The organism is Wenyingzhuangia gracilariae, from assembly GCF_056387575.1.
This window is the reverse complement of sequence record NZ_CM150748.1, coordinates 2,168,750-2,181,356: the sequence shown is the minus strand read 5'-3', so window position 1 is coordinate 2,181,356 and position 12,607 is coordinate 2,168,750. Positions and strand designations below refer to the sequence as shown.

Below are 12,607 nucleotides of genomic sequence, written 5' to 3'. Positions count from 1 at the left end.
TCTTGTTTTTCTAAATATAAATAGTGTTTATTTTTTGTGTTTAACCGTCAGGAATTTTAACTTGACTTTATGTTAAGTTTAGAATTAAAGAATACAATTGCCTATGTAGGTACTACTAAAAACATAATAGTAGAACAACATTTGGAGCGTTGCAACGCTACCATTTTAAGAACTTCAAGCATATCAAATAATTTAGACGATTGGACAGTGATTCCCGATGCTATTGTTTTTGATGAACCTTATATAGAAAACTGGGAAAAAGAATGGAATAGGGTGCAAGAAATAGAGTTGTTAAAAAATATTCCTTGTTTGTTAATTGCTGTACAAAAAAAACAAGAAGAAGAATTGTTAGACTTGTTAAAAAAAGGACTTTGTGGTTATGTGTTTTATGAACAACTTTCTTTGTTAGTTCCTTTGTGTATTTCTGCAATAATACACGGAAAAAAAATAAAAGAGGAGCAGCTAAAAGTAAACGAACTAAATAGGGTTTTAAGTACAAGTTATTTGGTTATTGATGCAAAAAACACGCTGTTAGAAGATGTTAAAAGAACTTTAGATGGTTTTGCTAATGCCAAACAGAATATGTTGGTTCAAGATGTTAAAGATCTTTCTAAAAAAATAGATTTAAAAATAAAATCAGAATATCATTACCAACTTTTTAAAGTTCATTTTGAAGAGGTACATCCTCTTTTTTATAAAAAACTACACAAAGTTAACAACAAACTTACCGATCATAATTTAAAGCTATTGGCTTTTTTAAAAATGGGTTTTAATAACACAGAAATTTCTTTTTTATTGAACATCTCAATCTCATCCGTTAAAAAATCAATTCAAAGATTAAAGCCAAAATTAAACTTGTCTGCTAAAGATTCTATTCGAGAGTTTGTCTTTGGTTTGTAGTTGTTTTAAGCATAGGGAGACATTTGGGAGACATTTAGTAAAACAGCCTCTGTAAACTTTCTATTTTGTTAGGAAACTGTTTAATTTAGCATCAGGAAATTTAACATAGTATAATAGGAATTAAAATGTCATTACAAAAAGATATTAACTGGTCGTTTGTGGGTGATAAAGAAATTTTAAGGATTGATTATAGCAATGTGGTAGATGATGGTGTAGCTGTAAATGTTACAAAACAAGCTTATGATATGAGTATTGTTCGCCCAGATAAAACGTTAAGAGTTTTACTGGTTGTAAATGGAGGAAAAATTACTCCTAGCACAATGAGATTTATGTTAAAAATGGGAAAAGAAATTCAGCCTAAAATAAAAAAATCGGCAGTAGTGGGAGCTGTGGGTATGTTGTCTCTTTTGTTTCGACTGTATATTGCTGCTACAGGTAGTAGAATAAGATTTTTTACGGATGAAGAACCAGCAAAACAATACATTTTATCAGATAATTAATTACAGATACCATATATAAAAAAAGAATAAAAAATAATTACCCCTATTATTTATTCAGGTATTGTAAGTCCAATCTATATAAATAGGTTGGACTTTTTTTATTCGTTTACTATCAATATTTTTGTAGAACAAGCACATTTATAACTTATAAAAATACCCCAAAAATTAGGGTAAATGTACTTCTGTTAAGGAATCTAACTTTTGTAAAGGGTTTTGTGAGTTATTGTTATGGATTGTAAGAAATATTCTTATTGGGTTGTGCATAAAAAGGTAAAATATTTAGTTATAGATTTTACCAACATTACTAATGATGATTTGGGGGTGCAAATATTACATAAGGCTTATGAAAAATGCATGCTTTGTCCAGATAATAGTGTTATTATTTTAGGCTTGGTTAATGGAGCAAAAATAACACCTACTGCACTTAGAAAATTAATAAGAATTGGGGTTGCTGTACAGCCTAAAATAAAAAAATCTGCAGTTGTAGGAGTTACGGGTATCGTGGCTTTGTTGTTTCGTATTTACATATCGCGTACAAAAAGTAGAGTACGCTTTTTTACAGATGAACAAATAGCTTTGGAGTATGTGTTGCTAGAGGATTAAAACAAGAATATGTTAAGGTCTCGTAATTTTTGTTTATCCATTTACTATTGATATTTTTGCCACATGAGCACATTTATTACCTATAAAAATACTCCAATTCATTACACACAGTCGGGCAAAGGTACTGCTATTGTGTTGTTGCATGGTTTTTTAGAAAATACAACAATGTGGCAGAGTTTAGAAAGAGTATTAAGTCCTAAATTTAGAGTAGTTTGTGTAGATTTGTTAGGGCATGGACAAACAGAAAGTTTGGGGTATGTGCATACAATGACAGAAATGGCAGAAGCTGTAAAGGCAGTGTTAGATGATTTAAATATTCGTAGATCTTTTTTTGTAGGACATTCTATGGGAGGCTATGTTTCTTTAGCATTTGCAGATTTGTATCCTGACAATGTAAAAGGTTTGGTGCTGTTGAACTCAACCGCTAGACCCGATACAGAGGAAAAGAAAATAGGTAGAGATAGAGCCATTACAGTGGTTAAAGAAAACCACAAATCTTTTATAAGAACCTCTATTCCTATGTTGTTTAGGTCCAAGTGTAGAAAAATTTATTCTGAACAAATAGCTCAAGTTAAAAAAGAAGCTTTAAAAACATCAAGACAAGGAATTATAGCGGCATTAGAAGGGATGAAAATTCGTTTAGATAGAGAAGTATTGTTACACTTTGGACCTTATCCTTCTTTAATGATTATCGGAAAAAAAGACCCAGTGTTGAATTATAATGATTTGATAGAACAAACCACCGGAGCTAAAACAGAGGTAGTCACATTAGAAAATGGTCATATGAGTCTAATTGAGGACAAAGAACAAGCAGAACAGGCTATTTTAGAATTTGTTAAAAAATAGACCTAAAAGTATTACTAACTTTAATCGATGCGTATAAAAAACATTCAATAATTTTTTATGGATAGTGACACTCATTTATGGGATCTCATCACAACAAATTTATGCACAATGGAACTTTGTTTCTACTTCTACAAATCTTTCTACAACAGAAATCAATAAAATAAAACAAGACTCTCAAGGTTTTATATGGTTGGCTACGGAAGAAGGACTTTTTAGATTTGATGGTTATTATTATCAATAACATGCTTTTTTAGATAAAGATTTTAAATTTCCATTAAGGCGAATTAAAAAAATGAGATTGACAATTATCAGAAAATATGGTTGATTAGTCAAAATAACACATTGTTTTGTTACAATTTTTTAAATAAAAAACTTACAAGATTTAAGTTTTCACCAAAAGAACATATCGTTTTCGTGTAAAAATACCTAATTACATTAGCCCAAGGGTGTTGTAAGCTTAAAAAAAGTTACAGATTTAATTGTAAATGCCGATTTTTCTTTTGGTAAAATTACCTTTATGTTAGGTTATAATGATGTAAAACATTTCCGTTCTCTATTTAAGAAAAAGTACGGAATGACACTTTTAGAGTACCGTAAAACACAAGCTTCTTCTTAAGATGTGAACACGTCTCCCTCCTTTTTTATAGGATTTTCCCCCTTGCAAAATTCTTTGTTTGGTAAATTTGGTTATCTATAATAATCTATTTTTTATGGAAAAGCATTTGATGATTACATGCAAAAAGTAGTAAATAAGTAATCTAACTTTTTTTAAGAAAAAATTTATGATAATAAAAGCATTAAAAATAGTATTGCATACCACTTTACTATTGTTAACTTCTGTGGGGTTTTCTCAACATAAAAAAGAACAAACACAATCTAACAACCTTTGTATAACTATAGAAACCAGAGTTTATGAAACATTCATTTTTTAAATTAATAATAGTATTATTTTCTATTACTTGCTTTGGGCAAAAATCATCAAATCCAAATATTATTTATATACTAATAGATGATTTAGGTTATGGTGATGTTTCTTCTTTTAATGAAAACGGAAAAATAAACACCCCAAATATTGATAAGTTGGCTAGTGAGGGAATGAAATTTACGGATGCACATACATCATCTTCTGTTTGTACACCTACAAGATATGGAATTTTAACAGGTAGATACAATTGGCGATCCAGATTAAAGTGGGGAGTGCTAAGTGGTAAATCCAAAGCTTTGATTCCAACTACTAGGACTACGGTAGCTTCTTTATTAAAAAAGAAAGGATATGAAACTGCCTATATTGGTAAATGGCATTTAGGTTGGGACTGGGCTTTAAAAGATGAAACAAAAGAGGTTGATACTTGGGGAGGTGGTTTTGATAACATAGATTTTACCAAGCCGATTAAAAACGGTCCAAATGATTTGGGTTTTGATTATGCGTATGGACATAGTGGCTCTTTAGATATGGCTCCTTATGTATATGTAGAAAACAAAAAAGTTGTTGAACTACCTACGCAAGAAAATAAAGTTCAGAAAGGATATAAAACTCAACGAAGTGGACCTAAATCACCCAATTTTAAAATGGAAGAAGTAACTCCTCGTTTTTTTGTAAAAGCTATAGACTATATTAAACATAGAAAAGATGACGAAAATCCCTTCTTTCTTTATTTCCCTTTACCATCACCACACACACCTATTTTGCCCACTAAAGAATGGCAAGATAAAAGTGGATTGAATCCTTACGGAGACTTTGTTATGATGGTGGATGACTATGTAGGCAAATTAATGAAGGCAATAAAAGATACAGGTCTTGAAAAAAATACGTTAGTTGTTTTTGTTTCGGATAATGGATGTTCTGTAAAAGCAAATTTTAAAGTATTAAAAGCAAAAGGACACAACCCTAGTTATATTTTTAGAGGTCAAAAAGCGACTATTTACGAAGGAGGACACAGAGTTCCGTTTATTGTTAAATGGCCAGGAGTTGTAAAAGCAGGTTCTGTAAGTAATGAAACTATTTGTACTACCGATTTTTTAGCAACTTGTGCTGAAATTGTAGGGACTACATTAAAAGATAACGAAGGGGAAGATAGTTTTAGCATCTTACCTATCTTGAAACAAAAAACATCAAAATATTTTTTAAGAAATGCTACGGTTCATCATTCATCTAAAGGAACTTTTGCCATTAGAAAGGGAGATTGGAAATTAGTGTTAAATACTGTCGTTTTTGCAAAGGAAGTCAAAGACCAAAAGGTAATAGATCCTATAAAATACGAGTTGTACAATTTGAAAACGGATCCTGGAGAAACCAATAATGTAGCAAACAAAGAAAAAGAAATTGTTAAGGAATTACACAATTTATTGGCAGATTATATAGAAAAAGGAAGAAGTACTCCTGGTAAGAAACAACAGAATGACACTATCGATTTTGAATGGAAACATATTCAACCAATCACTAATTATTAATAAAGAGGGTAACATAAACAAAATAATAATCTTATGAAAAAACAAATATTATCATTAATTATCATATTTTTTTCCATGTGCACAGTATATTCTCAACAATATGAAGCTACTTGGAAATCAATTAAAAAACATGAGGTACCTGATTGGGCTTTAGATGCAAAATTTGGAATTTATGCACATTGGGGACCCTATTCTATTATTGGCTCTTGGGAGGATAATTTAGCGTATCCAACAAATGGGAATTATTATACAGTTGGCTATAGTGGAATATATTCATTAAATGAAAACGACCCACGTAGGATTGCTTTTGAAAAAAGATATGGATCAATTAAAGATGGAAATGGCTATATAAAAGTTGCAAAAGATTTTACAGCTAAAAAATTTGATCCCGTTTTATGGGCAGATTTAGTTGCAGAATCTGGTGCAAAATACGCAGGAACTTGTGCTGTACATCATGATGGCTATCTAATGTGGGATAGTGATATCACTGATTTTTGTGCTGGAAAAACAGGTTCCAAAAGAGATTTGATGGGAGAATTGTTTTCGGAGTTAGAAAAACGAGGAATAAAAACAATGGCCTCTTTTCATCATGCAAGAACAAAAAGATTCTTCGATAAGTATACAAGCTCTTTTTCAAAAAATCCAAGTTATGCTGGTGTAGATTTATTACAAAAAAAAACTAAAGAGAAGTACTGGTTCATGGGTAGTAAAGAAGATTTTGTAAAAAAAAGATTGGCAATAACCAAAGAGTTTATTAATAAATACAAGCCTAATGTAATTTGGTTTGATGGAGGAGCTACAGATTCTCCAGAAGAAATTGTTTCTACATTTTTAAACATGGGGATAAGAGAAAATAAAGAGGTTTCACTACATAATAAAGATCGTCAATTTGGTGATACTTTTGGTGTGTATTCTTACGAAAGAGGTTATCTACGTCCACATTCTCTTTTATATCACCCTTGGGAAGATGATGAAACATCTTCTGTTAGTGGTAGTTGGGCATGGTGGCATGGTATCAATTACAAACCTGCTAAAGATTTAATTCTACGATTGTGCCATTTAGTAGCTAATAATGGGGGCTTATTATTATCCCTAAACCCAAGACCTGATGGTTCCTTTGATCCAAATATGGTAGCACAACTAAAAGGTATTGGAAAATGGTTAAAACAAAATGGTGAAGCCATCTACGGATCTCGTCCTTGGATAATTCAAGGAGAAGGTCATATGGATGAATTGGAGCTTCGCTATGTATGGAGTAAACAAATGCAAAATCGTTATGCTACACCTAATGTTATGAAGTTTAATAGTTCTGATTTTAGATTTACAACCAATGGAAATACGTTGTATGCTATTCAGCTAGGAATTCCTAAAAACGGTAAAGCACTGATAAAATCTTTATCAAACAAAAACAAAGTTGATAGTGAAGATGAAATTATAAAAATTGAGTTGTTGGGTTATGGCAAAGTTGATTTTGTAAGAAGTAATGAATATTTAGAAATAAAATTACCAAAAGTATTACCAAATAATGTTGCATTAGTTTATAAATTAACTGTAGAGGGTAAACTACAACGTATATTATATCAGGGCAAGCGATAATAAATTATGAAAAAAAAGAAATAATAAAAAGAATAGTAGGAGGGTTACTAAGTGTAATTATATTTTCATGTAGAGAGGTTAAACTTCAAAATATCAATGATACCACTCCTGTAGGAGATTGGAATTTATCAGAAATATGGTATGTAACTTCTAAAGATTGCTTTACCAGAGAAAGGCAAGGAATGGCTATTTCTAGACCTCCAAAACCAAGTACAGATTGGTATTCTGTAGCGACAGCAGATATTTTAGAGTTGGAAGGGAAATATTATTCATAAGATGCGAAATCAAAGCAAAAAGGAAAGCTAAATTTTTTTAAAGGCTAAAATGTAGATAGTTTTTATCTTTAAAAAATAATTTAGAGATTTTATTACATGAATCATATTGCTATTTTTAACAGTACTGCAGTGCAAACAGATTTTGTACATAAGTTGTTGAAAGATAATCAACAACGTTTGTTTCCAAATCTTAGAGGTAAAAAAGGAGCCGTTTTTAGCGCAGCTGTTCTTCAGAAGTTTTTGTCAGAAGAGTTAAACCATGATGATTTTACTCTGACTGAACATTGTATAGATAGTAATGGAAATAGAAGAAGTTTGGGTTCGTATTCTAGTGGTCAGCAAAAAAAATTATTGTTGAGATACTTAGCAAAACAAAAGTTTGATTTTTTGATTTTAGACAATCCTTACGATTGTTTAGATTTGGCAACTCAACAATCTTTAGCAGAAGACTTAACCAGGCTCTCAAATGAGGTGGTTTTAATTCAGTTGTTTAAAATTAGAGATGAGGTGTTGCCTTTTATTCAACAATATTGTTTTGTAGAAAATAACAAAGTCCAGTTTTTGGGTACCCCAGAAGAATATGATACTTTTTTTTATCAAAAACTAAAACCTTATGAGTTTACGGGTAGTTTGCCTGTTTCTTTAAGAAAAATAGAAGTAGATAATCCATTGGTGAAATTTACGGATGTAAATATTTTTTATGAAGAAACTCGGCAAATAGTAAATAACATTAATTGGGAAATAAAAAAAGGAGAATTTTGGCATTTAAAAGGACCTAACGGAGCCGGAAAAACAAGTTTGTTAACCATGATTACTGGTGACAATCCTAAAGCCTTTGGAGAAAATATTGTTTTGTTTGGTCGTAAAAAAGGTAGTGGAGAAACGGTTTGGGATCTCAAAAAAAACATAGGGTACTTTTCTCCAAACTTAACTCAGTTTTTTGGAAAACTATTTACGGTTCAGCATATGGTATTGTCTGGTTTTTACGATTCTATTGGCTTGTACGAAAAACCTACAGGACAACAAATAAAAGAGGCCGATAAATGGTTAGATTTGGTAGGGTTAAAAGATAAAAAACAAATGTATTTTGTGCGTTTGTCTCCAGAAATACAAAGAATTGTACTCATTATCCGCGCATTGGTAAAGCAGCCTCCTTTGCTTATTTTAGATGAACCCACCAATGAGTTAGATGATTATGCAACCTCTATGTTAACAGCTTTTATTAACAAAGTTCATAAAGAAACAAATACAGCTATTATTTATGTGTCGCATAGAATGCTAAAAGGACTAGAACCCTCTAAAGTTTTTGAATTAATTCCTACCGAACATGGTTCTATTGGAGTTGTTCAATCATAAAACTAAAAAACCGAATGCAATGCATTCGGTTTTTTTATAGTTGTAAAGAATAATTTTATTCTTGGTCTTTATTTAATAAAGCATTCCATCCTTGTGCAGTTAAAGGCACAGATTGGTTAGAACCACGTGTAATCAAATTCATTCCACTATTGGCATCTGTCATGTGACCAATAACAGTTAAATGCGGGTTTCCTTTAATTTTGTCAAAATCACTTTGTGCAATGGTAAATAACAATTCATAATCTTCTCCTCCACTTAAGGCAACAGTAGTACTGTTTAAATCAAATTCTTCGCACACAGAAATTACTTGTGGGTCTAAAGGAATTTTGTCTTCGTACAAGTTGCAACCAACTTTAGATTGTTGACAAATGTGTATAATTTCAGAAGACAAACCATCAGAAATATCAATCATAGAAGTAGGAACTACATCTAAATCGTTTAAAATTCTAACAATATCTTTTCTAGCTTCTGGTTTTAGCTGTCTTTCTATTAAATACGTATACTGATCTAAATCTGGCTGATTGTTTGGATCTACTTCAAAAACTTGTTTTTCACGTTCTAATACCTGAAAACCTAAATAAGCTGCTCCTAAGTCTCCAGTAACCACTAACAAATCATTTTCTTTAGCTGTATTTCTATAAACAATTTTATCTTCCTCAGCATGACCAATTGCAGTTATACTAATTAATAAACCTTTGGTAGATGAAGTGGTGTCTCCTCCAACTAAATCAACATTGTATTTTTCACATGCTAGTAATATTCCACTGTACAATTCTTCTACAGCCTCTAAAGGAAACCTGTTAGACAAGGCAATAGATACTGTAATTTGAGAAGCATCGGCATTCATTGCATATACATCCGATAAATTAACCATTACGGCCTTATATCCTAAATGTTTTAAAGGCATGTAAGACAAATTAAAATGTACACCTTCTACTAACAAATCTGTAGTTACTAAGGTTTTTAAGCCTTTTGCATCCAAAACGGCACAATCATCACCCACTCCTTTTAGAGTTGTAGTATGGTTTATTGTAAAATGTTCTGTTAAGTGTTCAATTAGTCCAAATTCACCAAGACTTGCAATGTCTGTTTTTTGAGGAGTTTTGTCTTCTAACATATTGTTTATTTGAAAGGTTTTGATATTAAAACTACTAATTAAGTGAAATAATTAGGAATGGTTTTGCAAAGATACATTTTAGATTGATGTAGTCTATGGTGTTATAAATATTATTCATTAGTCATATGATAAAAATCAGTTTAAAATTGGTAAATTTGCGGACGTTTATATTTAAACTAGTAAAGTTATGATAAAAGTATCAGACATAGCAAAAAAGAAAGTAGTAGAGTTAATGACCGATGATGGTTATGATGCAACTACAGACTTTGTTAGAGTAGGAGTAAAAAGTGGTGGTTGTTCTGGGTTATCGTACGATTTAAAATTTGATAAAGTAGAACAAGAAGGAGACAAGGTTTTTGAAGACAATGGTGTAAAAATTATTGTAGATAAAAAGAGTTTCTTGTACTTGGTGGGTACAACCTTAGAGTATTCTGGTGGACTAAATGGAACTGGATTTGTGTTTAACAACCCAAATGCGAATAGAACATGTGGTTGCGGAGAAAGTTTTTCTTTGTAAAACCAGAAAGAAAAAAAGTAAAGAAGAAGTAATACAGTCTATATAAAATAAACTGGAGTGCTTAAATTTATAATTACGAAGTAATGAGTAAATATACAGAAGACGACTTAAGGGAAGAGTTAAAAACTAAAGAGTATGAATATGGTTTTTATACCTATTTAGATGCAGAAACGTTTCCTAAAGGGATTAATGAAGATGTAATTAGAGCAATTTCTTTAAAAAAGGAAGAGCCAGAATGGATGACGGAGTGGAGACTAGATGCTTTTCGTAAATGGGAAGCTATGGAAGAGCCAGAGTGGGCAAATGTACGTTATGAAAAACCAAATTTTCAAGACATTAGCTACTATTCGGCACCTAAAAAAGCAGATCCTAACAAAAGCTTAGATGATGTAGATCCTGAGTTGTTAGAAATGTATAAAAAACTAGGAATATCTGTAGATGAACAAAAAAAGTTGCAAAACATTGCAGTTGATATTGTTGTAGATTCAGTTTCTGTAGCAACTACATTTAAAAAGACTTTAAACGAGAAAGGAATTATTTTCTGTCCAATTTCAGAAGCTATTAAAGAGCATCCAGAATTGGTGAAAAAATATATAGGATCTGTAGTTCCTAAGACAGATAATTTTTACGCAGCTTTAAATTCAGCAGTTTTTACTGATGGATCTTTTTGTTACATTCCAAAAGGAGTTACATGTCCAATGGAATTGTCTACCTACTTCCGTATTAACGAAGGAGGAACAGGGCAATTTGAACGTACCTTAGTAATTGCAGATGAAGGTTCTTTTGTAAGTTATTTAGAAGGATGTACAGCACCAAGTAGAGATGAAAATCAGTTACACGCAGCGGTTGTAGAATTGGTAGCGTTAGATGATGCAGAAATTAAATACTCTACGGTACAAAACTGGTTTCCAGGAAATGCCGAAGGTAAAGGTGGTGTTTATAATTTTGTAACTAAAAGAGCAGTTTGCGAAACCAATGCAAAAGTGTCTTGGACACAAGTAGAAACAGGATCTGCAGTTACATGGAAATATCCATCATGTATATTAAAAGGTGATAATTCTACAGGAGAGTTTTATTCAATTGCTGTAACTAATAATTATCAACAAGCAGATACAGGAACAAAAATGGTGCACTTAGGAAAAAATACCAAGAGTACTATTATCTCAAAAGGAATTTCTGCAGGGCATTCACACAACAGTTACCGTGGTTTGGTAAGAGTAAACCCTAAGGCAGAAAATGCACGTAACTTTTCACAGTGTGATTCTTTGTTAATGGGAGATTTATGTGGAGCACATACATTTCCTTATATAGAAGCTAAAAATAAAACCGCTAAAATAGAACACGAAGCAACTACAAGTAAAATTGGAGAAGATCAGTTGTTTTACTGTAACCAACGTGGTATAGATACAGAAAAAGCCATTGCGTTAATTGTAAACGGATTTAGTAAAGAAGTACTAAATAAGTTGCCAATGGAGTTTGCTGTAGAAGCACAAAAATTATTGGAAATCAGCCTTGAGGGGTCTGTAGGGTAAGATAAAAACATAACAAAAGCTTGTGATATGGAAAAGAGAAACAACAATGGTCTTTTTTATAAAGAGAACAAGATCAATAAAGAAAAAAGTAAAACATATCACATAGATAAATTTCAAAAGCCAAAAGCTAGAACAATGTTAAAAATTGAAAATTTACACGCAAAAGTAGAAGATAACGATATCTTAAAAGGATTGAATATTGAAGTAAAAGCAGGAGAGGTTCACGCTATTATGGGACCAAATGGAGCAGGAAAAAGTACGTTAGCTTCTGTAGTTGCAGGAAATGAAAATTACGAAGTTACCGAAGGAAGCATTACTTTAGATGGTGAAGATTTAGAAGATTTATCTCCTGATGAAAGAGCTCACAAAGGAGTGTTTCTATCGTTCCAATATCCTGTAGAAATTCCAGGAGTAACGGTAACCAACTTTATAAAAACAGCAATTAATGCTAAGCGTAAAGCAAATGGTTTAGAAGATATGCCAGCAGCTGAAATGCTAAAGAAAATTAAAGAAAAATCGGCTTTATTAGAAATTAAAAAAGATTTCTTGTCTCGTTCTTTAAACGAAGGATTTTCTGGAGGAGAAAAAAAACGTAATGAAATTTTTCAAATGGCCATGTTAGAACCAAAATTAGCCATTTTAGATGAAACAGATTCTGGATTAGATATTGATGCTTTGCGTATTGTAGCTAATGGTGTTAATAAATTAAAGTCTGAAGACAATGCAGTAATTGTAATTACGCACTACCAACGTTTGTTAGATTATATTGTGCCAGATTTTGTACACGTTTTAGCAGATGGAAAAATCATCAAATCTGGAGGAAAAGAATTGGCTCTAGAATTAGAAGAAAAAGGATACGATTGGTTGGTAAAATAGGATAGCTAAAAATTAAAAGAGAGCAATTTTTCTCAGTA

Annotated in this window: 12 protein-coding genes and 1 pseudogene; 12 read left to right on the top strand and 1 reads right to left on the bottom strand. The window is 31.6% G+C overall.

Annotation, left to right across the window (positions count from 1 at the left end; genetic code table 11):
• The first annotated feature begins 69 nt into the window (after positions 1-69).
• The 9 genes and pseudogenes from ACY2IJ_RS09545 to ACY2IJ_RS09505 all read left to right on the top strand — a co-directional run bounded on the left by ACY2IJ_RS09545 (position 70) and on the right by ACY2IJ_RS09505 (position 8,527).
• Positions 70-900 carry a helix-turn-helix transcriptional regulator gene (locus ACY2IJ_RS09545; protein WP_476724132.1) on the top strand — a complete coding sequence of 277 codons (831 nt, stop codon included), beginning with the start codon at positions 70-72 and terminating at the stop codon, positions 898-900.
• Positions 901-1,025: 125 nt separating this feature from the next.
• Entirely contained in the window at positions 1,026-1,400 is a 375-nt protein-coding gene (locus tag ACY2IJ_RS09540; protein WP_476724131.1) for a hypothetical protein, read from the top strand.
• A 228-nt stretch (positions 1,401-1,628) separates the two neighbouring features.
• Positions 1,629-2,003 (top strand): hypothetical protein, encoded by a 375-nt coding sequence (locus ACY2IJ_RS09535; RefSeq protein ID WP_476724130.1) that lies wholly within the window; start codon positions 1,629-1,631, stop codon positions 2,001-2,003.
• A gap of 63 nt (positions 2,004-2,066) precedes the next feature.
• On the top strand, positions 2,067-2,849 hold the full coding sequence (locus ACY2IJ_RS09530; protein ID WP_476724129.1) for an alpha/beta fold hydrolase: 783 nt from the start codon (positions 2,067-2,069) through the stop codon (positions 2,847-2,849).
• 64 nt (positions 2,850-2,913) lie between these two features.
• A complete protein-coding gene (locus tag ACY2IJ_RS09525) occupies positions 2,914-3,090 on the top strand; it encodes a two-component regulator propeller domain-containing protein (protein WP_476724128.1) in 177 nt (58 codons plus the stop codon).
• A gap of 228 nt (positions 3,091-3,318) precedes the next feature.
• Positions 3,319-3,465 (top strand): annotated as a pseudogene (locus ACY2IJ_RS09520) (AraC family transcriptional regulator); the annotation flags it as partial.
• 296 nt (positions 3,466-3,761) lie between these two features.
• Positions 3,762-5,300 carry a sulfatase family protein gene (locus ACY2IJ_RS09515; protein ID WP_476724127.1) on the top strand — a complete coding sequence of 513 codons (1,539 nt, stop codon included), beginning with the start codon at positions 3,762-3,764 and terminating at the stop codon, positions 5,298-5,300.
• A gap of 33 nt (positions 5,301-5,333) precedes the next feature.
• Positions 5,334-6,896, top strand: coding sequence for an alpha-L-fucosidase (locus ACY2IJ_RS09510; RefSeq protein ID WP_476724126.1), 1,563 nt, complete (start codon positions 5,334-5,336; stop codon positions 6,894-6,896).
• A gap of 371 nt (positions 6,897-7,267) precedes the next feature.
• Entirely contained in the window at positions 7,268-8,527 is a 1,260-nt protein-coding gene (locus ACY2IJ_RS09505; RefSeq protein WP_476724125.1) for an ATP-binding cassette domain-containing protein, read from the top strand.
• A gap of 55 nt (positions 8,528-8,582) precedes the next feature.
• On the opposite strand, the gene thiL is transcribed toward ACY2IJ_RS09505, so the two are convergent.
• Positions 8,583-9,644 carry a thiamine-phosphate kinase gene (gene thiL / locus ACY2IJ_RS09500; RefSeq protein WP_476724124.1) on the bottom strand — a complete coding sequence of 354 codons (1,062 nt, stop codon included), beginning with the start codon at positions 9,642-9,644 and terminating at the stop codon, positions 8,583-8,585.
• Positions 9,645-9,831: 187 nt separating this feature from the next.
• On the opposite strand from thiL, the gene ACY2IJ_RS09495 reads away from it, so the two are divergent.
• From ACY2IJ_RS09495 to sufC, 3 genes are all read left to right on the top strand, one after another.
• A complete protein-coding gene (locus tag ACY2IJ_RS09495; RefSeq protein ID WP_476724123.1) occupies positions 9,832-10,161 on the top strand; it encodes a HesB/IscA family protein in 330 nt (109 codons plus the stop codon).
• 83 nt (positions 10,162-10,244) lie between these two features.
• Positions 10,245-11,693 (top strand): Fe-S cluster assembly protein SufB, encoded by a 1,449-nt coding sequence (gene sufB / locus ACY2IJ_RS09490; protein ID WP_476724122.1) that lies wholly within the window; start codon positions 10,245-10,247, stop codon positions 11,691-11,693.
• 135 nt (positions 11,694-11,828) lie between these two features.
• Positions 11,829-12,569 carry a Fe-S cluster assembly ATPase SufC gene (gene sufC / locus ACY2IJ_RS09485; RefSeq protein ID WP_476726551.1) on the top strand — a complete coding sequence of 247 codons (741 nt, stop codon included), beginning with the start codon at positions 11,829-11,831 and terminating at the stop codon, positions 12,567-12,569.
• The last annotated feature ends 38 nt before the right edge of the window (positions 12,570-12,607 follow it).

Excerpts from the sequence above, each read along its gene's own strand:
- ACY2IJ_RS09545 (WP_476724132.1), top strand. The coding sequence starts at position 70 with ATGTTAAGTTTAGAATTAAAGAATACAATTGCCTATGTAGGTACTACT.
- ACY2IJ_RS09540 (WP_476724131.1), top strand. The coding sequence starts at position 1,026 with ATGTCATTACAAAAAGATATTAACTGGTCGTTTGTGGGTGATAAAGAA.
- ACY2IJ_RS09535 (WP_476724130.1), top strand. The coding sequence starts at position 1,629 with ATGGATTGTAAGAAATATTCTTATTGGGTTGTGCATAAAAAGGTAAAA.
- ACY2IJ_RS09530 (WP_476724129.1), top strand. The coding sequence starts at position 2,067 with ATGAGCACATTTATTACCTATAAAAATACTCCAATTCATTACACACAG.
- ACY2IJ_RS09515 (WP_476724127.1), top strand. The coding sequence starts at position 3,762 with ATGAAACATTCATTTTTTAAATTAATAATAGTATTATTTTCTATTACT.
- ACY2IJ_RS09510 (WP_476724126.1), top strand. The coding sequence starts at position 5,334 with ATGAAAAAACAAATATTATCATTAATTATCATATTTTTTTCCATGTGC.
- ACY2IJ_RS09505 (WP_476724125.1), top strand. The coding sequence starts at position 7,268 with ATGAATCATATTGCTATTTTTAACAGTACTGCAGTGCAAACAGATTTT.
- thiL (WP_476724124.1), bottom strand. The coding sequence starts at position 9,644 with ATGTTAGAAGACAAAACTCCTCAAAAAACAGACATTGCAAGTCTTGGT.
- ACY2IJ_RS09495 (WP_476724123.1), top strand. The coding sequence starts at position 9,832 with ATGATAAAAGTATCAGACATAGCAAAAAAGAAAGTAGTAGAGTTAATG.
- sufB (WP_476724122.1), top strand. The coding sequence starts at position 10,245 with ATGAGTAAATATACAGAAGACGACTTAAGGGAAGAGTTAAAAACTAAA.
- sufC (WP_476726551.1), top strand. The coding sequence starts at position 11,829 with ATGTTAAAAATTGAAAATTTACACGCAAAAGTAGAAGATAACGATATC.